The 21,073-nt window shown below is 44.0% G+C and carries 22 protein-coding genes; 14 read left to right on the top strand and 8 right to left on the bottom strand.

Going from position 1 to position 21,073, the window contains the following annotated elements:
• Nucleotides 1–489 precede the first annotated feature (489 nt).
• The 3 genes from hsdR to QUB30_RS30905 are packed head-to-tail and all read left to right on the top strand — an operon-like array spanning nt 490 to nt 6,075.
• Nucleotides 490–2,868 (top strand): EcoAI/FtnUII family type I restriction enzme subunit R, encoded by a 2,379-nt coding sequence (gene hsdR / locus QUB30_RS30895; protein ID WP_333341742.1) that lies wholly within the window; start codon nt 490–492, stop codon nt 2,866–2,868.
• A gap of 58 nt (nt 2,869–2,926) precedes the next feature.
• A complete protein-coding gene (locus tag QUB30_RS30900) occupies nt 2,927–4,399 on the top strand; it encodes a class I SAM-dependent DNA methyltransferase (RefSeq protein WP_333341744.1) in 1,473 nt (490 codons plus the stop codon).
• Nucleotides 4,399–6,075: a restriction endonuclease subunit S gene (locus QUB30_RS30905; protein WP_333341746.1), complete on the top strand. Its 1,677-nt coding sequence runs from the start codon at nt 4,399–4,401 to the stop codon at nt 6,073–6,075. Before QUB30_RS30900 ends, QUB30_RS30905 begins: the two co-directional genes overlap by 1 nt.
• A 185-nt stretch (nt 6,076–6,260) precedes the next feature.
• Here QUB30_RS30905 and QUB30_RS30910 read toward each other — a convergent pair whose 3' ends face one another.
• Nucleotides 6,261–6,560, bottom strand: coding sequence for a hypothetical protein (locus QUB30_RS30910; protein WP_333341749.1), 300 nt, complete (start codon nt 6,558–6,560; stop codon nt 6,261–6,263).
• Between the two features lie 817 nt (nt 6,561–7,377).
• Between QUB30_RS30910 and QUB30_RS30915 the strand changes: the two genes are divergently transcribed.
• The 11 genes from QUB30_RS30915 (at nt 7,378) to QUB30_RS30965 (ending at nt 17,804) form a co-directional block, all read left to right on the top strand.
• Nucleotides 7,378–8,199 carry a TIGR04255 family protein gene (locus tag QUB30_RS30915; RefSeq protein ID WP_333341750.1) on the top strand — a complete coding sequence of 274 codons (822 nt, stop codon included), beginning with the start codon at nt 7,378–7,380 and terminating at the stop codon, nt 8,197–8,199.
• A gap of 4 nt (nt 8,200–8,203) precedes the next feature.
• Nucleotides 8,204–8,920 carry a hypothetical protein gene (locus QUB30_RS30920; RefSeq protein ID WP_333341752.1) on the top strand — a complete coding sequence of 239 codons (717 nt, stop codon included), beginning with the start codon at nt 8,204–8,206 and terminating at the stop codon, nt 8,918–8,920.
• A 121-nt stretch (nt 8,921–9,041) separates the two neighbouring features.
• Nucleotides 9,042–9,467, top strand: a complete 426-nt coding sequence (locus QUB30_RS30925; protein ID WP_333341754.1) for a hypothetical protein — start codon at nt 9,042–9,044, stop codon at nt 9,465–9,467.
• A gap of 859 nt (nt 9,468–10,326) precedes the next feature.
• The gene (locus QUB30_RS30930; protein WP_333341756.1) at nt 10,327–11,259 is read left to right on the top strand and encodes a GIY-YIG nuclease family protein; all 933 of its coding nucleotides are present in this window, start codon (nt 10,327–10,329) and stop codon (nt 11,257–11,259) included.
• A complete protein-coding gene (locus QUB30_RS30935) occupies nt 11,256–11,639 on the top strand; it encodes a GNAT family N-acetyltransferase (protein ID WP_333341757.1) in 384 nt (127 codons plus the stop codon). The genes QUB30_RS30930 and QUB30_RS30935 overlap by 4 nt, the downstream gene beginning before the upstream one ends.
• A gap of 106 nt (nt 11,640–11,745) precedes the next feature.
• Entirely contained in the window at nt 11,746–11,991 is a 246-nt protein-coding gene (locus QUB30_RS30940) for a hypothetical protein (protein WP_333341758.1), read from the top strand.
• A 295-nt stretch (nt 11,992–12,286) separates the two neighbouring features.
• Complete coding sequence (locus QUB30_RS30945; protein WP_333341761.1) at nt 12,287–13,291, top strand: hypothetical protein; 1,005 nt, start codon at nt 12,287–12,289, stop codon at nt 13,289–13,291.
• Between the two features lie 35 nt (nt 13,292–13,326).
• Nucleotides 13,327–14,232, top strand: coding sequence for an S-4TM family putative pore-forming effector (locus tag QUB30_RS30950; RefSeq protein ID WP_333341762.1), 906 nt, complete (start codon nt 13,327–13,329; stop codon nt 14,230–14,232).
• 163 nt (nt 14,233–14,395) lie between these two features.
• The gene (locus QUB30_RS30955) at nt 14,396–14,968 is read left to right on the top strand and encodes an SLATT domain-containing protein (RefSeq protein WP_333341764.1); all 573 of its coding nucleotides are present in this window, start codon (nt 14,396–14,398) and stop codon (nt 14,966–14,968) included.
• On the top strand, nt 14,952–15,431 hold the full coding sequence (locus QUB30_RS30960; RefSeq protein WP_333341765.1) for a nucleotidyltransferase domain-containing protein: 480 nt from the start codon (nt 14,952–14,954) through the stop codon (nt 15,429–15,431). Before QUB30_RS30955 ends, QUB30_RS30960 begins: the two co-directional genes overlap by 17 nt.
• A 288-nt stretch (nt 15,432–15,719) precedes the next feature.
• A complete protein-coding gene (locus QUB30_RS30965) occupies nt 15,720–17,804 on the top strand; it encodes an AAA family ATPase (protein WP_333341767.1) in 2,085 nt (694 codons plus the stop codon).
• 103 nt (nt 17,805–17,907) lie between these two features.
• Here the strand turns inward: QUB30_RS30965 and QUB30_RS30970 are convergent, their stop codons facing one another.
• The 7 genes from QUB30_RS30970 to QUB30_RS31000 form a co-directional block, all read right to left on the bottom strand.
• The gene (locus tag QUB30_RS30970; protein WP_333341769.1) at nt 17,908–18,450 is read right to left on the bottom strand and encodes a heavy metal-responsive transcriptional regulator; all 543 of its coding nucleotides are present in this window, start codon (nt 18,448–18,450) and stop codon (nt 17,908–17,910) included.
• A 7-nt stretch (nt 18,451–18,457) separates the two neighbouring features.
• A complete protein-coding gene (locus tag QUB30_RS30975) occupies nt 18,458–18,733 on the bottom strand; it encodes a thioredoxin family protein (protein WP_333341771.1) in 276 nt (91 codons plus the stop codon).
• A gap of 281 nt (nt 18,734–19,014) precedes the next feature.
• On the bottom strand, nt 19,015–19,251 hold the full coding sequence (locus QUB30_RS30980) for a hypothetical protein (protein ID WP_333341773.1): 237 nt from the start codon (nt 19,249–19,251) through the stop codon (nt 19,015–19,017).
• 577 nt (nt 19,252–19,828) lie between these two features.
• Nucleotides 19,829–20,197 carry a DUF7694 domain-containing protein gene (locus QUB30_RS30985; protein ID WP_333341775.1) on the bottom strand — a complete coding sequence of 123 codons (369 nt, stop codon included), beginning with the start codon at nt 20,195–20,197 and terminating at the stop codon, nt 19,829–19,831.
• Nucleotides 20,198–20,234: 37 nt separating this feature from the next.
• Entirely contained in the window at nt 20,235–20,483 is a 249-nt protein-coding gene (locus QUB30_RS30990) for a hypothetical protein (RefSeq protein WP_333341777.1), read from the bottom strand.
• 54 nt (nt 20,484–20,537) lie between these two features.
• Nucleotides 20,538–20,780: a hypothetical protein gene (locus QUB30_RS30995; RefSeq protein WP_333341779.1), complete on the bottom strand. Its 243-nt coding sequence runs from the start codon at nt 20,778–20,780 to the stop codon at nt 20,538–20,540.
• Between the two features lie 32 nt (nt 20,781–20,812).
• On the bottom strand, nt 20,813–21,073 hold a 261-nt coding region (locus QUB30_RS31000), incomplete at its 5' end, for a hypothetical protein (protein ID WP_333341782.1).

Here is a 21,073-nt window from a genome sequence, read left to right on the forward strand (position 1 = left end):
GATGCAGGGGTGCGATGGCGTTCCGCCCCGCAAGCTACGGCATCAGTTACGCTTGCTGTCAGAATGTCCTAACTGTGAGGCGAGGTTTAAGGTTCCGGCGTTGTAGGAGCTGAGCGGTGTCGGTTGCCTTTTGGAGGGATGAGTGCATATCACAAAGCTATTTGAGCGAAGTATTTTTCTGGATTAACTTGAGCTAACTCGATGGAGATAACCTTGACACCTTCACAGGCAAATTTCTTACACTAAAAACATATCTAACGGTTAGACACGCCAAATAACGCGAACAATCATAAATCAGATCGCCCCGTCACTCCGCTTCAGCCATTTCACTTACCCAAATTCCGTGAGTTTACCAGGTACGAGATACTGCCTAATGAGTTAGCTTTGATGTAAGCTCTCCCAAAAGCCTTTCCGCCAGCTAAGTTCATAAGTGCTGATGGAGCTAATTTCTTAGGCATATTTTATAGAGAAACTTTCAGGCGCCAAATAATGAATAAGAAAGACCTGAGTGAAGCCGATATTTGCGATCGCTACATTACACCTGCCCTTTATGACGCGGGTTGGAAAAAGGGTCAAATCCGCAGGGAATATAGCTTTACAGACGGTCAGATGATAGTCCGGGGTCAGATGGCGGTGCGAGGATCTGGGAAACGGGCAGATTACCTGCTGTATTACCCAGCAAATCAGCCGATCGCAGTCATTGAAGCCAAAGACAACAAGCATAGTGTGGGGGCAGGGATACAGCAGGCACTTGCCTACGCAGAGGCTCTGAAAGTTCCCTTTGTCTTTTCCTCGAATGGGGATGCCTTCTTATTCCATGACAAGAGTGGAACCTACGCTCAGATAGAACAGCAACTCGGCCTGAATGCCTTTCCATCACCAGAGGAACTATGGCAGCACTATAAACAGTGGCAGGATTTACAATCCGTTAATCAGGATTTGCTAACGTCCTCCTATTTCGTTGAGATTGGCGGGAAGGAACCCCGTTACTATCAACAACTTGCAGTCAATCGCACAATTGAGGCGATCGCTCGTGGTCAGAGACGGTGTTTGTTGGTGATGGCAACCGGAGCGGGTAAAACTTACACAGTCTTTAATATTATCTGGCGACTGTGGAAGACGAAAGTTGTCAAACGGGTTTTGTTTCTGGCCGATCGCAATGCACTGGTAGACCAAACGATTATTAATGACTTTCGCCCCTTTGGTGAGGTCATGACCAAGCTAGACCGCAGGCTGGTTGATAATGAAACTGGGGAGATTACTACCGCCTATGAAATCTATCTAGGACTGTATCAAGCAATCATCGGCAATGAAGAACGAGATAACCTCTACGAGAAATTCGACCGAGATTTCTTTGACCTGGTGGTGATTGATGAGTGTCACCGGGGCAGCGCAGCAGATGACTCCAATTGGCGACAGGTACTCGATTATTTCTCAGAGGCGATTCAGGTAGGGCTGACGGCAACGCCAAAGGAAACCAAATACGTGTCAAATATTGATTACTTTGGTGAACCGATTTTTGAATACTCCCTCAAGCAGGGAATCGAAGACGGTTTCCTGGCTCCCTTCCGCAGGATACAAGTTGGCTTAGATAAAGACCTGGAAGGTTGGACACCAGAAGCAGGAGAATATGACGATAACGGTCAACTAATTGAGGAGCGGAACTATAACCTGCTGGACTATGACCGAAACATTACCTTTGGCAAACGGACTCAACGGGTCGCGGAATATGTCAGTCAGTTCCTTCACGATGGCGACCCCATGCGGAAGACTATTGTGTTTTGTGAGGACATTGACCACGCGCAACGAATGCGAGAAGCCTTGGCTAACGTAACTCTGAATCGAGGGTTTGTTCTCAAAGACCATCGTTACGTCATGCGAATTACGGGGGATGAGAAGGAAGGTAAAGCTCAAATCGATAACTTTATCAATCCCAAAGAAACGTATCCAGTGATTGCCACCACATCTAAGCTAATGACGACGGGGATAGATGCCCAAACCTGCCATGTGATTGTGTTGGATCGCCGTATCCAATCTCTGACAGAGTTTAAGCAGATTATTGGTCGGGGTACGCGCTTACGCCCGGACTATGGCAAGAATTTCTTCACGATTATTGATTTCCGCAACGCCACCCAACTCTTTGATGATCCGGATTGGGACGGCCCACCGATTCAGGATGAAAACTTTGGTACAGAAAGTCAACCAACCGGAACGGTCGTTAATACAGAAGCAAAAGGCAATGATGATGGCGAGGACGTGGGCGATAATGACGATCGCACCGACACTGACTTGTCAGTTCGTATCAAGTATCGAGTCGGTCGGCAGGAGTTTGAGGTAGCAAAGGAACGGGTGAGCTATTACAACAAGGATGGACAACTAACTACAGAGTCGCTAAAGGATTATACTCGTCGAACTGTCAGCGAGGCATACCAGTCTCTCGACCATTTTCTCAAAAAGTGGAATGAAGCTGATCGCAAACAAGCAATTGTTGAAGAGCTGAAAGGGCATGGGGTGATTCTAGAAGCTTTGGAGGATATGGTCGGTAAGGACTATGACCTTTTCGACTTAGTTTGCCATGTTGCCTTTGACCGTCCGCCCCTGACTCGTAAAGAACGGGCCGATAAAGTACGGAAGCGGGATGTCTTTGCCAAATATGGTGCAACTGCCTGTATTGTATTGAATGCTCTATTGGATAAGTATGCCGATCGGGGCATCATCGCGATCGAAGATACGACTGTCTTACAGCTTGACCCGTTTGCCAAACTGGGAACTCCGATGGAGCTCGTCCGCAGCTTTGGTAACAAACAGCAGTACAAAGCCGCGATTCGAGAGCTGGAGTCCCTATTGTACGAAAACCGAGGGGCTTGAGCCTGTTACCCAACTAGAGTACAACTGTTTCTTAGTATCTTTTGAGAAGGACGTTTTTATGTCGCTGAGTGCCACCATTAAATCGATTCAAGACATCATGAGGAAAGATGTCGGGGTGGATGGCGATGCCCAGCGCATTGGTCAACTTGGCTGGATGGTGTTCTACAAAATTTTTAGCGACCAGGATGCCGAGCTGGAGTTGAATGATGATAACTACGATTCACCGCTGCCTTTGGATCTGCGCTGGGATGAGTGGGCAGATAGCAAAAAATTGGGCAAGAATGCACCCACGGGAGAGGAGTTGTTGCAATTAGTTGATGGACAATTGTTTCCCACACTCAAGGAACTGGCGGTTGATGACCTCGAAGGAGTCGCTCTAGAACGAGCCAAACTGCTCAGGAGTGTGTTTCAGGATGCCTACAATTACATGAAGTCGGGTACATTGCTGCGGCAGGTGGTAGACAAGATTAACGAAGGCATTGACTTTAACCAGTCCCAGACCCGCCATGTCTTTGGTGACATTTACGAACAAATTCTCAAAAACCTTCAGAGTGCCGGGAATGCCGGAGAGTTTTATACGCCTCGTGCGGTGACTCAGTTTGCCGTGGATATGGTAAATCCACAACTGGGCGAGAAGGTGTTTGACCCTGCCTGCGGTACGGGTGGCTTTTTGACCTGTGCTTATGAACATCTGAAAAAACAAGTGAATTCGCCTGAACAGTTACAACGGGTGAAGCAGAGTATTCTGGGTGTGGAGAAGAAACAACTGCCTCACCTGCTTTGTGTGACCAACATGATGGTGCACGGCATTGAGGTGCCGACGACTGTGCTGCACGACAATACACTCCGCAAACCGCTCCGAGACTATGGGCGCGATGACCAGGTGGATATTGTGGTGACGAACCCGCCCTTTGGTGGCATGGAAGAAGATGGAATTGAGCGGGGTTTTCCTAGCGAGTTTCAGACGCGGGAAACGGCAGACCTGTTTTTAGTGCTGGTGATGGAACTGCTGAAGGATGGGGGCAGAGCGGCGATCGTTCTCCCGGATGGTACGTTGTTTGGAGAAGGCATCAAGACCCGCATAAAACAGAAGCTGCTGCGCGACTGTAACCTGCACACGATTGTCAGGCTTCCGAATGGGGTGTTTAGTCCTTACACTGGCATTCGCACCAATGTCTTATTTTTCACCAAAGGCGAACCGACTACAGAGGTTTGGTATTACGAGCATCCTTACCCAGCGGGGGCGAAGTCTTACAACAAGACCAAGCCGATGCGGATTGAGGAGTTTGATGTCGAGAAAGCCTGGTGGGAGAACCGCGAGGAAACTGAATATGCCTGGAAGGTGTCTGTTGAAACCATCGCTTCCAATGGCTACAACTTAGATATCAAGAACCCTAACGCCCCAGAAAATATCCACGAAGACCCAATAGCACTGCTGAAGCAATATCAGGAAGCTGTTATTAAGGCAGAGAATGACCGCCAAGCCTTGAAAAACAGTTTGGTAGCAGCCCTGGAACGAGGTGACAGTTAATGGATTTTAAGACGTTTTTAGAAAACTTTGATGCGATCGCGGAAGCTCCCGGTGGTATTCCAAAACTGCGATCGCTTATTTTAGAGATGGCAGTGCGGGGAAAGCTAGTGCCACAAAATCCAGAGGATCGTGAAGCAAAGTTTGACATTGATGACATACGCAATCGAGTCAAAAAATTACAGAAGGAAGGAAGGATACGTAAACAGCAAAAGGCACTTCCTCTATCTGAGGAACTTCCTTATAGGATTCCCATCAAATGGAATTGGGTAAGATTTGTGGATGTTGCATCAATTGAATCGAATCTAGTTAAGCCAGATGACTTTTCACACTATCCACATATTGCTCCCAATCATATAGAAAAAGATACAGGTAAGTTACTGCAATATCAAACAGTTCTTGCTGATGAAGTAACCAGCGCAAAGCATCGCTTTTTCCCAGGTCAACTTATCTATTCTAAAATCCGTCCTAACCTTAATAAAGTAGTGCTCGTAGATTTTGAGGGGCTTTGTAGCGCAGATATGTATCCAATATCTACAGGTCTGTACCCCCGTTATTTACTTTTGTATATGTTGTCCCAAACTTTCCTGATTCAAGTCACTTCAAGCGATAACCGTTTGGCAATGCCAAAAGTAAATCAAGACCAACTATCTCAAATATTGATTGCAGTTCCACCTATTGTTGAGCAGAAGCGGATTGTTGAGAAGGTGGATGAGTTGATGGGGTTGTGCGATCGCTACGAAGCCGCCAAGCAAACGCGAGACAACCTGCGGCAAAAACTGAGGGGAAGTGCGATCGCCTCCCTCATGAACGCTGAAACTGATGAGGAGTTGGATGCTGCTTGGGCATTTGTCCGCGACAACTGGCAGAACCTCAGCCAACACTCCGGAGATGTAAGCAGCTTACGCCAAAGCATTCTTAACTTAGCTATACGTGGTAATCTTGTTTGTCAACAATCGGAAGATGAACCTGCTCACAAGATATTTAAAGAGATTCAAGAATCAAAACAACTTCTTTACTCTAATAAAAAAGCAACTAAAAAGAAGGAGTGTTTGCCTTTTAATGACAAGGAAATCCCATTCTCAATACCCAAAACTTGGAAATGGGTTAGACTTCACGAACTTTGCTGGTTGATTTCTGATGGAACGCATCACACTCCTACATATGTTGGATCGGGTGTACCTTTTCTCTCTGTGAAAAATGTTTCTGGCGGTTGTCTAGATTTTTCTAACACTAGGTTCATAACTCGTGAAGCTCATGAAGAGTTATGTGTCAGATGTAAACCAGAGTACGGAGATATTCTTCTGACGAAAGTTGGAACGACTGGTATTGCGGTAGAGATAGATACTCATCAAGAATTTAGTATTTTTGTAAGCATTGCGCTGTTGAAGCATTTTCCAGAATTCACTTACCCAAGATTTCTCCAATATTTACTGAATTCCTCTTTCGTAAAAGCTCAATCAGAAGCTGGGACAGAAGGAGTAGGCAATAAAAACCTTGTCCTCAGAAAAATCTATAACTTTATAGTTCCTCTTCCACCTTTAGCCGAACAAAAACGCATCGTCGCTAAAGTCGATGAACTGATGAAACTCTGCGACCACCTTGAAGCTAGCCTGCGCCAGAGCCAGCAACGGGCAGAGAGCCTTGCCGCATCCGCCATCAGCCACCTGACAATTTAGATATTGGTAGGTTAGGCTTCAGCCAGTAAATATGCGCTATTCTGACTGAACCGTGCAGCCGATCAACGCAGCATTACAGCTTTTGCCGCGTCGATCAGACTTTTCGTACTAGAACACAAAAAGCCCGATCGCCTTGCCGCCAGTCACACTCCGGCACTTGCCGATCGTGCAGCCGATCGAACCTTTTACTGCTCTGCTTCAGGTTTGGGTTCCTTTGGTTTTTTCTCAAAGACTTGGATACTTGGGTCTGATAGCACAAAGCCGTTAGGGGTTGATTCACCCATCTTGCCACCGATAGCAGCCACCCACATGGGATAGTTGGCAGCAGCATCTTCAAGCTTCTTCCATATTTTTGGCTTAACACTAACGGACACTACCCGGTCGTCACAGTCAAGCTCAAAGGTTTTCCAGTTGTCTTTATTAGTTTGTAGGTTGGTAGGAAGTTCGTTAATTTTGATGATGAGTTCGAGCTTGCCAAGTGTCATAGGTCGTTTTGTTGGTTTAATGCGTGTTGCTTTTCTGGTACTTTGCCAGCTTTGTTATATTTTCCAGCCTAGGGGTTGAAACCGCTACAGCTTCATTAGGGCGGGCGTACCAAAAAATCTAGGTCAGGATAGAGCAATATCCTGATAGACAGCCCCAAACCCTTGCTCCTACATCAGGTACTTGCTGGCTATGGCAAGGGTTCGATCGCCTGCAACTACCTCGCACAGATTAGACACGGTTGAGAAGAGTTGACGGGTAATCATCCGCTAAAATCCATAATCTCGAATCTTTGTCTGATAGCTCGTAGCTACTGAGTATGGGTAAGTACAATCCAAGGGTTACAGGGAGTGTTACCGTCTCTTGGAGTAGGGATGAAGTTGGAACCGATTCGGTTGTGTGGGGCGTGTTATGCTGAGTCCCCTTGTCATAAGATTGAGTAGCAGTTTAAGAGTATGCAGGGGTGCGATCAACATCAGTTGCGGTTGCTGTCGGAGTGTCCCAACTGTGGAGCTAGGTTTAAAGTTCCGGCGTTATAGGTGAATAGGTGGTGTCAAAGGTGTTTTCTGGGTTTTGGGGAGATGAGGGACTACCAAAAATCCTAAGATGCTACTAAAATTCGGAAGCCTGACATGAACAACCTAAACTGAAAAAACTGATAGCCTTGCCCCGGGATAAGAAGACGCTTATGATCTATAAAAATATCGAGGTGTGAGTCAATTTTTTAAATAATTAACTAATCAGGTTCATTTTCCGTTAGGCTGAATGGTAGAGCATAAATCTATAGAGTAGTTTGTTCGGGTAACTAAAGGAGACAGCGTGACAGTCAGCGTGAACACCAGACAATTGCCATCTTATGATCAACCACCTGTTAACGAAGTGGTTTGTAGTGTTCAGTTTGACCCTATCGAAGCTTTTCTTAGTCCCCATATTGGCTTGTTATGGCAGAGGTTTCAACCTGACTACCCGTTTTGCAGCGACGTTGCCCCATTGGCACCAAGACTAGAAGTTGTCAATAATCGAATTATTGAAGCTTCGATAGAACTGAGTGATATTATTCCTTTGCCAAGAGTATGGTTCATTAGTTCTGATGAAACAAGGGTTATCCAAGTTCAACGTGACCGATTTATTCATAACTGGAGAAAAATTAGTTCAGATAGTGAGTATCCCAGGTATGGAAGTCTCATTAAAATGTTTCAAGCTCATTTAAACCGCTTTAATTCCTTCATAGAAGAGGGCGATTTAGGTAAAATTCAGATACATCAATATGAACTAAGTTATGTTAATGAAATTCCACAAGGAGAAGCATGGGAAACTCTTGAGGATATAGGTAAAATTTTCCCTGACTTTAAATGGCAGGTAGATTTAGAGCGCTTTCTTCCAAAACCTCAGAATATTGACTGGGACACAACTTTTGACTTGCCGGAAGAATTGGGCAGATTACATATATCTATTAGGAATGTTATTCTCAACAATCACCCAACTATTTTATTTGAACTAAGTGTGCATGGAATGGGCAATTATAATTCTCTGGATTCTATGCAAAGTTGGTTTGATGTAGCACATGAATGGATTGTCCAGACATTTGCGGATTTAACTGATAAAAAAATACAGACAACCGTTTGGAAGAGGGGAGAGTAAAGTTATGACTGTAATTATCCCTCCATTAAAAAAACAAGAACCAGAAGAGCAAACGATTTTCTTGACAACCCCACTCATTAATAATAAAAAAAACTATCGTGCTACTTCTAGCCGCATAATTAAATCAACTCGTTCACTAGCACAGATATCGGTAGAGCCTGGGACTTATGAAGGTAATAAATATTATGGCAATTACCTTCCAAAACAGGTAGAGATTGGTTCGAGCACTTACGATAGTTTGCCGAAAACTAATATTAAAGAACGACGTAGTAAATTTTTTTCACTTCCGATAAATGATTTATCCAATAATTTACCCCGTATTCATAAAAAGATTGAAGCTAAAAATTATCAGAGACAACGAGCCCAGAGACTTCGACTATATCTTGATTCACTAAAAAGTGAGGTAAAAGAGGAAATAGATGCAGGCTTTACAGAAGGAGTTCTCAATCTATCCTGGTTTGTGTGGGAAGCACTCAAACGTTTTTTTGAAGAAACCGGGCTATGCTTAGAAGTGCCAGATGCTTGTCCAGGTTTAAGAGATAATTTCATGTACACATGGTCAAAATCTGAACACTATTTAGAGTGCGAAATCTTTGGCTCTGGTGAAATAGAATTTTTCTATCGAAATAGAAACACTGGAGAAGTTTGGGGAGAAGATACTACGCTTGAACAGGGTTTTTCGGCTAATATTTTGAATAAAGGTTCGTTCTTTAGTGAGTGAGTTCTTTGAGATAAAATCGGCTGGAGCTAATTTAGCCCCAGTCCCGGATGCTTGCTACGTCCTTAGACTTATTCGACCACCCCTAGATTTTGTACAAAATGGCAACATCTCAGCGGCTCAATTGGAACTCGATTTTATTTTATCAACAGAAGATAAAAAATCTGTTCCACCTCACCTGAGCGTTTGGGTGGACTATCTTACAACCCCTGAACAAGCTTACCAATTTCTTCCAACAGACTCGCCTCGGAAATTAGTTCTCTATCTTAAAGTTAATGAAATTCGTCAAATTCAAGCAAATTCTGGACAATGCGTTTATCCTAATCTATTAAATGTTATTTGGGTTTATATTTACATTTACTGTAAAGTCAAAGATAAAAGTGTTAAAGACCTTCGCCCTGGTGCTGAGGGTCATGCTGGTATTACAGGGCTTGAGGAGGATTCAGTCACTAATGAATTAACTAAAAGCCAAAAGAAGCTTCTTCGTAAGGATTTGCGTTCCAAGTTAGCAGAACTAGCATCTAAGAATTATTCTCAGATTAAGGATTGATAGATATCTCTTTAAACGTAAAAGCTAATCATTATTAAACATCTGATTGTACAAGAGTTAGAGATTTTTTTAAATTCTAGAATGAAAGGGTCTTGCTCCCCCTTATTTCTGGTTTTCCACTCAAGTTGGTTGTGTATTACCAAACTCTACCAGTTCGAGCGATCGCTATGAATGAATCCCAACACAACATAAACCGCCTTAGCGAAACCGAATTTGTAAACTCCGGTTCCTTCTCCCTCAGCCTTTGTAACATCATCGCCACCACCTCAAAACTCAACCCCACAGACAGACAAAGGTCAAACGCCACCAAATCCTCGACTTGATGGCAGGCAAAAACAAGCTCTAATCAACGAATTACTGAGACAACCCTGTAAAAACATTCAAAACATAGAGTCAAGCATTTCGGTAACGGCTTGTTGGTGGCGGCCCCGGTTGTTTCGTCTCAAAGCATTACCCCAGAGCAGCCGAACCAAACCATAATCACGCTTACCAGACAAATTTGTGCGATCGCGCTGTATGACGGTCAGCGAAGGAACGGGCTAATTTTGTCCAGTCCGGTCTTGAACCAAGTAGCGGATTAGAGCATGAATTGCCCGCTGTGCCGTTAGCGAGAGAGCAACTCTCACAATACCTATCAGACTCGGACTGAAGAAATTCCCGATTGGTGACGAGCAATTTTAGATTTTAGATTTTAGATTTTAGATTTTGGATGCAAGGATTAAAGTCACGCATCAAGAGCATCGAGTGTCGATCGCTTTACTCACCAAGCCAGAAGTTCTCACCCCTGGATTTGTTACAATTCTCGATCGTGTGGAGCAGGTGCATCTACGAAAACCTGCTTTTAGGAGAACTTTTGACTATGTGGCTTAAATTTGGTGTTGCTCCCGACGGTAACTTGGCGAGCATTGATGAAGTTGTGCGCGGAAAAACTCAGCTAACTTGCCTCTACTGCGGTGGCGGATTGACAGCGAAAAAGGGGAAAGTGAAAGAACATCACTTCGCGCACACCGAGGACACTTGCAAGCCCGTGTCGCAGCGGATTAAAACCAGAGCTTTCCCATCGCTGCCTCTCTATGACAACTTCACCATCCAGCTTAAGGGTGAGGAATTGGAGCAATTGAAAGTGCTGTGGAAAGAGTACGGCGCACAGGACTACGGCATTCCCAAAGACTTGGTAAACTTTCGGTGGCAATTGAAAGGATTGCTAGAGTCGGAGGGCGATCGCACTTATCAGTTTACCGACCTCGGCAAAATCCCCGTCGGCGCACTTCCCCTGGCGCTGTTCAACAAAGTCCAGGAACCTTTGCTGCTGTCGGAGCTGGCTTCGTTGGAAGGCTCTGTAGAGATTGCTGAAGCTGCGGGTTTATCTTGTTTGGATGAACGGCGGGCTGATTTGCTGATTTATCGAGCACAGCTTCGTCGGATTCTGGTGAACTCGCTCTACTTCCTTGAGGTAAAAGCTGACGAAAGCTGCTTCTATAAAATTGGGGTAACAACTCGATCGATCGAGGAACGCATCGCGGAAGTGCAGCGGGATGTGAAAGCGCATTACTCGGATGTGACCGTCAATTTGCTGGGACTGTGGGAACACCGGGGGAATGTGGAGCTGTACTTCAAGCACCGGTACAAAGCTTTTAATTATCGCATTGGCAAGCTGACAGAGTATTTTGCGTTTCCGAACGTCAAGGCGGTGCTGAATGATTTGTACGGGATGGAAGCAAAAGTGTTGAGTGATGTTGAGTCGGATGCGATCGGCGATCGGGATGTCCGAGTTCGATTCAGAACGCGATGAACGCGGATGTTTACCAGGCATTCTATCCCAATCATTGGTGTGTGAGCCAAGAAAAAGCTGTGGAGGATGTCTGTGCTGCGGAAGACACGAATGTATGGGTTGCGATCGATGCAGGTTCTACTGTGGGCTTTGTACCCGTGAAACTACACGTTTGGGACAGCATGGGTGAAATTTATATGGTTGCTGTCGATCCAGACTTTCAAGGTCAAGGGATTGGCACCGCTTTGATAGAATTTGCTCTGGGTTGGATGAAAGATGCTGGGATGTCTATTGCTATGGTTGAGACTGGGGGCGATCCTGGTCATGAAAGAGCCCGTCACACCTATGAAAAGGTGGGCTTCGAGCTATTCCCAGTTGCCAGATACTTCAAAAAGCTCTAAGTGCAGATGTTAAGTATCAAGGTTTACTTGGTTATAGAGGGGCGATCGCGTCGCCCAATCGAGTCATGTTTGGTTTCACGTTATCTAGTGATTTATAAGCAAGGACGTGACAGGCTCAACCCAACCTACAGCGAGGGGCGATCGCTACCAGCAATCTCATTCAAGAAACGCTTACGACAGTTTTGCAGAAATTAAGCCTTCTAAATTGATTGAGTTGCGACGTTCTTTAACGGATTTAAATGATGCTGTCACCCAAATTGCTCGAAGTGGCAATTTGGAGAAAGCCAATCAAGTACGCGATCTGGTGGTTCAGGTAAAACGTGAGATTTACAAGCTGCTTGCAGAGCAGTAAGCAGGGGGTAGTTATGTCAAACGTAACGAATTGCTTAACTTGCGGTGCTGTCTAAGGTGTTATCCAGCACATCTGACGTTGAATACATAGTTATGCCGCTCAGTCCTCGGTTGGGACGCAACCTGAAGGTTATCTCTGAGGCAACACTGAGAGGTACGGCTATCCGCACCTTCGAGTAGTACATATGCAGGGATTTGAAAGCTAGTATTTCAAAAATACTACATTTAACGTCAATGTGCTTAATAAAAACGCTAGATGTAGCACATCCCTTGAATTTTAATTTACCTAGAAAAGCATGGCTAAAACGGTTAACGAAGCCTTCAGCATTTTCTTAAGAGATTATGTCAATCTTGATCCAGATGAAACTCAACGAGCTAGAATTAGTCGAAATTGGCTATTATCTCAAATTCATCTATTCCCCAGTAAAGACGTAAGCTTCCCAAGCTTGTATTCAGAAAAGGACATTTTTTTCGGTTCTTTTGCCAGACGTACCAAAAAAAGGGAACTTGATGACATTGACATAATGATTGCTCTGGGTGCCGAAGGAGGGGTTTATCACGAGTTCATAAACAAGATTGAGATTTACGTCTCCGAGTCTACTTATAAACTGAAAGCACTGTGTTTTGACAACACAAACACTCTTAGTTCACGAAAAGTTATCAACAAGTTTATCAATCTTCTCAATCAAGTTCCACAATATAAAAAAGCTGAAGATATTGAACGTAACAAGGAGGCTGCGACTCTTAAATTAAGAAGCTATCCTTGGACGTTCGACCTTGTACCTTGCTTTATTACACAAAAGGACTGGTTCAACAAGGATTATTATCTTATTCCTGATGGTCAGGGACATTGGAAAAAGACTGATCCAAGAATTGACAGAAATCGAGTTACTGATATTAATCGACTTCACAACGGCAATGTATTGAATGCAATCAGATTGATGAAATATTGGAACAAAAGATTAACTATGCCATCAATGTCTTCATATCTAATTGAAAACATGATTCTAGATTTCTACTCTAAACAGGACACAAAAGCATCTGGATATCTGGATTTAGAAGTTCCTGGTATCTTGCAATACATTCATACTGCAATTTTTTATCCGGTTGACGATCCTAAAGGAATTCAGGGCAATATTAATCAACTAAGCCGTGAGAATCAAGATAAAATCTCCAAAAGAGCAGCTCTTGATTATTTGAGAGCTACAAAAGCTAGAGCTTTAGAAGATGACGGTGATCACGAGCTTTCTATTGCAAAATGGGGCGAAATCTTTGGATTAAATTTTCCAATTTATACTTGAGAAACCATCTCAGTTAAAGATTTAGATAATTACCCATGAATAATATTCCTCAAGAACAAAATCTTCAACGTAAGTTAGAGCTATTATCTGCACAGCGTCAACTTTATTCTGACGCAAAAAACTTACAAATAATCAGCCTTATCATTAGTGTACCAATAGTGATTGCATGGTCGATCTTGGTTGCTCTATTTCCTGCTCTCGCTGTCTATGCTGCTTTGTGGGGAATTATTGCTACATTCCTGGAACTTCTCGTATTTTCACGGTTACAAAAATCTATCCAGGAGAAAGCTGCAAAGATTCAACAGCTATTTGACTGTGAGATTCTTCAGTTCAATTGGGCCAGGCTAAACTGTGGATTTCGTGTTGAGCCAGAAACGATTATTGATGCTTCTAATAGATATAAACGTAAAAATATAGACTTTACGAAACTCCAGGATTGGTATCCAGTTAGTGTTGGGCAGTTGCCAATTCATCAAGCACGAATTATTTGTCAACGTTCTAACGTTAGGTGGGATGCTCAATTGCGTCGCCGTTACTCTAAATGGATAATCATTATCTTGGTTTCTTTGACAATGATTGTTCTTCTGATCGGTTTGATTGGAGGCTTAACCCTTGAAAAGTTCCTACTGGCTGTTCTAGTTCCATTAATTCCAGCTTTCGTCTTTGGATTACGTCAATACACTGAACATAACGAAGCTGCTACCAGACTTGATCGGCTGAGAGAAAACGCAGAGGTACTTGTCCAAGAGGTAATCAGTGGAAGGTACACTCCGCAAGACCTGGAGAGAGAATCATACAGCTTGCAAACGCAAATTTATGATAATCGGCGGCGCAGTCCACTTATTATGGACTGGCTTTATTCACGATTGAGGAACAAAGATGAGGAACAAATGAATAAAGTTGCTGAATCTTTAGTTCAGCAATTGACGCAAAACCCTTGACACAGTTGATTGGCACGGTATAATAAACACGCTGCACTGCAACGTTCCAAAATGGTTGGTTGCCTTGCTAAGATCAAGATCATCTGCGTTCGGTAAGCACGCCCGTTATGAAGCAGTGCTGCACGGGGCATGAATACAAAATAGTGCGTCTGTAGTACCTCTTATGAATACTGATTCGTTATATCAACAAATAGAAGATGAGTTCCAACGGCATCTAGTGGATTGTCATGATTCCAAACGAGCGCACTTCGACCTTGCTGACTACTATTATGAAAAAGCAAATATACTCTACTATTTCCAGTCATTCGGACTCACCGTCATAACAGCTTGGTTGTTGAGCACTCAATTCGAGGGTTTTCTTCCTAAAGATAATTCAATAGTAAGGGCAACTCCTACGGTTTTAGCTATTATTGTATCTGTGTTGACAATCATTGAACACGTTTTTCGATTCAAAGATAAGGCTGTTACTCATGAACAGGCAGCCAAGAGATACCATACGCTCTGGAGAGCCTGCAAGAATTGGAAAACAGATTTTCCAGATAACTCAACATTAGAACAAGCTAGACTGGTAGTTCAAAAATACCGAGAGCAATTGAACGATATCAACCGCGACGCACCTCATTTGTCATCAGTGCTCTGGCGAAAGATTGAGAAAATGAGAGCAAAAGTTGGTAACAAAGATGTGTCGAAATACTCGTTTGAAGAAGAGGAAAAACGACATGATATCTACCGTTAAAAAAATAGTTCAGCACTTAGATGGATTAAAGTGTATATGGGCTATTGTGGGTGGTTGCAATCTATATTTGAGAGATTGCCTGCCATCTACTAGCGATATTGATATTATTACAAGCCACGACGGTGCAGTATTGATTTTTGGCAGACTAGAGAAATATGCAAAAGGAAAAATATCTCACTCCGAGGCGGAAAACGTCAGATCCGACTTTTTTCAAGCTGTTATAGATGACTGCACTATTGAAGTTATGGGCAACCCTGAGAATAAGATCAATGGCAGGTGGGTTATAAATACTGGCTGGATGTCCAATGTCGAACACATTTTTGTCGGGAATATGTTGGTGCCAGTGACTACACTTGATTACGAAAAACGTATCAATCAAGAGTTGGATAACTGGACCAGAGTTAAAGATATTCAAGACTGCATAACAATTTCAATGCACGGAACAAACTCAAGTAATAAATAAACTGCAAAGAGTATCTGTGTCCGGTGATTGGGGCTGCCAACAATCAGAGGAGAATTGCTGCGAGATATCGAAGGGTGCAATCATTGTTCCGTGATCGCCCGATCGTTCTGCGCTTCTCGATCATCACCCTTGTCGTTTCAGTCTTGCTGTTAATCTCTGCGGTAGCAGGTGCTATTAACTTCGACTGTTTGATATTGCTGAATGTAGCGATCGAACTCTTTGCGAGGCGGTAGGTGGTGGATAAAGCACATCTTCCCAATGGTCGTAACTCGAATTTGAAGTGCCGATGTGAAAATTTATCGCTTTTTTACTCCAACCAGACTATGTTTGTGTTTGAATTTAAGTGTAGTCAGCCCGCCTCGCTACCGCACCAGGCTCGGAGCGCTCAAGTATCGTTTCCTCAAAAACACAGTTATGTACATCTCCCGTTTCCAGTTACTTAATTACAAATCCTTCCAGGATTCTGGGGTATTAGAATTCCAACCTGGCATCAACATTATTGTGGGAGCCAACAATTCAGGAAAAACAGCGCTGCTGAAAGCTTTGAGCCTGAGCTTTGAGACAAGCCCGCACCGCACTATCGAAACGTTCCCGCAACCCAATTCAACGCCGAACCGAGAATCTACCGCTAAATTAACTTTAATCTTCACAAAAGCAGAAATTCATCGCCTTTTCGATGATTTATCAGCAGACTGCTATGTAGAATTATCTTCTGCTCGCGATTCGTCCTTACCCCCATCCGAAGTGCTTGTTTTATTCCAAAAGTGGATGGACAATCCCAATGATGTAGAGTTAAGTGTTTCAAAATTAACGGCTAATTCAGTAAACCGGGATAACATTTCAATCAAAGATTTAGAGCCGGCTATTGAATTAACATACTACCAACCAAGTAAAATATGGTCGGGATTTTCAAGAGAGCGAAACAGAAATCTTATTAAAAAAGACGAAAGCGGTCGTTTTACATTTTACAAAGAAACTAATGAAATAGACTCTAACTATACAAGTGAAGATTTTTTCGTAACACTTTTTCACAAATTCAGAAACTGCGTTTCCCAACTTCAAGCCCAGCGGTTCATTGGAAAATGCTCTGTGGGAAACAATGAAGAGCTTAATCCAAGGGCTTCAAACCTAGCCGAAGTTATTCATTTATTAGAGTCGCGAGGTAAAGAAGAGCTGTACGAGCGTTTCAATGACTATGTTTCTACCATGTTTCCTCAGTTCGCGTCAGTTTCAACTCAAATTCTCTCGAAGCAGCACTCTCGGGAACCCAACCCTGTTGAAATATTGCTTTGGCCCGCAAAAGCCGCCGAAAGCAAGAGAAAGGATTTGGCATTTTCCTTGTCAGACTGCGGGACTGGCACCGGTCAAGTGCTGGCGATTCTTTACGCGATACTGGCTTCCCCAGAATCCAGACCGATTATTATTGACGAACCCCAATCTTATTTGCATCCAGGCGCTGCCAAGAAGCTGATACAAATCCTCAAAGAGTTTCCGCAACACCAGTATTTTATTACCACTCATTCGGCTGAGATTATTGCTGCTGCCAATCCCTCAACTATCGTGAAGCTTCGATATGAGGATGGCGAAACCCAAGCATCAACGATGAATGCCGGAGATATTAGGGAACAGCGCTCTCTTTTAGCTGAACTGGGAGTGAGTTTGTCTGACGTTTTCGGTGCCGATAGCATTCTGTGGGTGGAAGGGCCGACCGAGGAACTGTGCTTCCCGCTCGTATTGTCCGAGCTAGCTCCCGAACTTTTGACAGGAACTAAAATTGTCAGCATCAAAAACACGGGGGATTTATTGGGAAAGAAAGCTCACTTTGTTGATGTTATGTTTGACCTATACCAACGGCTCAGCGGTGGGAATAATTTGTACCCTCCTGCTGTTGGATTTGTGTTTGACCGGGAAAATAGAACTAAACAGGATCGCGCGGATTTGCAGAAAAGAAGCTCGGAAGCAGTTCATTTTCTCGAAAGGTGTATGTATGAAAATTACCTGCTGCATCCCGATGCTATAGCAGCCGTTCTCAATCAAGACGATGCGGGACGAGAACACGATCTTACCAGCGAAGCTGTTCGAGAAAGGCTGGAAAGCAATAAAGATAAGTTGAAGGAGAAGAAGGATTGTTTCTCTAAAGATGCTACTCCAGAGGAGCTATCAAATCCCCAATACGTTGACAAAAATATTAACGCAGCCAAACTGCTCGATGTGCTGTTTGCCGAGCTATCGTTCGTGCGGGTCAAGTTTAGGAAAACCAAACACTCAATCATGCTTACAGAATGGTTGCTTGAAAATAACCCCGATAGCTTTGCTGAATTAGTCGAGTTTTTGCGAGGTATCCTTGATGCGGGTAACGCAACGGTGTCTTGACGCGAGTGCGATCGCTCCCAACACCCCCATTTTTGCGAAACTAAACCCAAACCAAAACCCCAACACCCCCGCCATGCCCAAAATCCCTGAGTGCGATCGCATATCAACGCTTAAGACCCTCTTTAACAACTGTTTCGCTGGTAATGTTTCGGGGGGTATAGTTTTCTTGCTCAATCAGCCGACAGATTGTGCTACCACAGATGACATTGTTCGGTGTGGTTGACTCTTCTTCAACCAAAGCCTCAATCTTTGAATACCGATTAGCCAAATCCTGGCGAAATTTAACCATTTCCTCAATACGGCACTCCAACTCATCTAGATGCTGCTTTACCATTGCCTTAAGGCTTGCACAGGGAGGAGTACCTTGGGCGCTGATGTCAATGAGCTTTTTGATCTCATCTAGGGAAAGTCCGAAGTGCTTAGCTTTTTGAATAAACCGCAGACGTTCTAACGCTTCTTCTGAATAGATACGATATTGTGACTGTGTTCGCTCAGGTGGCTTGAGTAGTCCCAAGCGTTCGTAATAGCGAATCGTTTGAGTGGGGAGATTTACTTGCTTGCCCAAATCACCTATCAATAGACCTTGTTTCACTTTCGTACCATCTCCTTTGTTGTGGTGATGGGGAAAGATAGTTTCCTTCCCCATACTTGCTCTATCCTTGCCCAATGCCAGCAGCCACAAGTGCTTCGCGGGATACTGGAGTCTGGTTGGAGCAGCACTCAGCAAGCTTGCCATTTACAACAACAGCAGGGACGCGGTGAATGCCGTACTGGTTTGCTTTCTCACGGCACTCATTAGTAGCGCAACCCTCGCGTAGGTCGTACACCTGCACCTCGCAGTTCGGGCAGGCTAACTCCCTCACCAACTTAACGGTTTCATCACATAAAGGACACCCAGCGGTAAAAACTTCGACTATACGCTTTGCCATCTCAAACTTCTCATTTTGAACTCTGAAACTAGCCTAAACCCTATACCCGACTTCAATGTCAAGGGGGCTGGGAAAGTTTTTTAGGCGTTGCTGAATCAGGGTATGAATCAACTTTTCGCTTGATGTTACAGAACTCACCATACTTGGCTTATAGCAATTGGGAAATCTTGAATTCATACTTGTATTCAGCAACGCCCGAAATCCCTCCGGTGCATTGGGATTGCCCGGAGTGCGGGTGGATGGACGATTCGGTTTGAGGCGATGGTTCGCAACGATAATTATCAGCAACGGGAAAAGACTCGCTCGACACCCCACTTGGAAGTGCAGCCGACTAATCCTCCAACAAACACCCAAAACGCGCCTTGAGGCCACACACTTAACACCACAAACTCATGCGGCCACGATTGCCACAAGCGAAACATGATTGCAGCGATCATGGTTGGTAAGAATATTTTGCCAACAGTTGCTTCATCGATCGTCCAACCCCGGTACATTCCCCGGCAACAGGCGATCGGCATCAATTACAAAAACTGCATTTCTATTGGACCTTTGAAAGCTCCTATTGCTAGGGTAAAGTTCAACTGGTCAATGTTATCTAGGCGGTGTCGAGGTCAGCCACACTGCCTAAACCCAAATCGGACGTTTAATAACTGACAGCAGAGCCGAGAACTGTTGAAGCATTCTCGGGTGCTGTGGCCTAGATAACGTAGCTCTCAAGGAACTTAGACGGGTCAACTATGGACTTGATTTCTCAAGCCCTCACTAGAATCTAAGATTTAGTGATGGGTCGTTGACGTTGCTGAATCCTTATTATTTAACGCCCAGTTTACTGCTTCGTTGAAAGCTTCGTCAGTCGGCTCAGCTAAGAAACCGATCGAACAGAGCCATTTTAGTTGAATGTTTCGTCCACCGCGACAGATTTTGGTGTTATTCGTGCTATGACAAATGTGTTGCCCATTCCCCATCAAGTTTTCGTAGTATATTGCCAAATCTGATGGACAGAGGGGTAATGGTTTTTCACCACTAAACGGACAAGTTTTGCATGGTTTTTGTTGAACCGGGTAGGTTCTCATGTCATTTGGATCGAGTGTCATTTTAGATGGTTCCTAGTTTGCGAAAATCGGGAATTGGTCGTTGGTCAAGGCATTGATAAAGGTGGAGGCAGAACTCATGAACATTTACCCATTCGGATCGAGCAGGCAGAATCTGAAGTGCCAAAGCGTCCGCACCCAAGAAAATCTCTTTGACTTTGACCAAATCTATCCAGGTCGGAACTGATTTCTTTCGCGACAGAGACAGGTGAACCCACCAATGACCGTCTTTCTCGATCGAACAAGAAATTATTACAAGCAAACCGTCGCGACTTTTATAAGCTCCGCCATCATCACCGATCGATTGAACTGACCAATTACATGGCAATTCTTCAGCAGTGGGCGGATTCCACTCAACAGTTTTAGTTTTCATGAAGCTGCCGGGAGCGGCCCGGCTATGCGCTGATTAATTAGTGAGAAATTCCGCTCGGTGGTAGTTCAGAACTAACGACAGCATTGACTGAATCGCATTCAGATACTTGAATCGCTTGATAAACTTCACTGAGTGCCTGAATAGCATCTGCCAAACCTAATTCGTTTTGTGTGACAAAATTCTCACGGCTGGCGATCGTGTGGTACTCGGGCTGATTTAGTAAAAGTCGCAGTGTTTCTTCAGCACCAGCAATGATTGACATGATTTGTTCGACTTGCATTGCCATGAATCTTATTCCTTAATTGATTAAACTCATCAACTCAAAGCGAAGCATTCAAACTTAATCACGGTAAAGTTCAACCTCAATAATGGAACAATGAGGATGCTCAGAATCTTGGTTCTCTTGAACTAATCGTTGTTGAGCTTCCGATCGACTATCAAAGAAATGGGCTGCTTCAAATTCTTGACTCCACATCCCTTTCATTTCGAGTAACCAGTAAACGCAGCCATATTCAGTAGCACTGCCAACCCAATAACTCGCCTTAAGAATCGCAAACTTGATTTCAGACTTAGGCTTAGACATAATTTAAGACCGGGAGCGACCCGGCAATCACGCTATTCACTGCACAGTTGATAGGCAAATACTAAGCACAGGATGAAATTGCTTTCTAATCCGTAGCCTTCCCAACGACTATTTTTGACTCCAACAATATGACGGCATTGCTTAAGCCATTCAACACCGCCACGCTTGGTAATTTCTTCAAATAATCGTGGATGTTGCTGCAATTTGCAGACAATAATTTCTGTCATAACCTCGATCGATTCCTGCATATCAGGGCTTTTGTGTTTTTGATAGGCAGATTCAGCATCACGGAA

Source organism: Microcoleus sp. BROC3 (genome assembly GCF_036702515.1).
In the GTDB taxonomy this organism is placed as follows: domain Bacteria; phylum Cyanobacteriota; class Cyanobacteriia; order Cyanobacteriales; family Microcoleaceae; genus Microcoleus.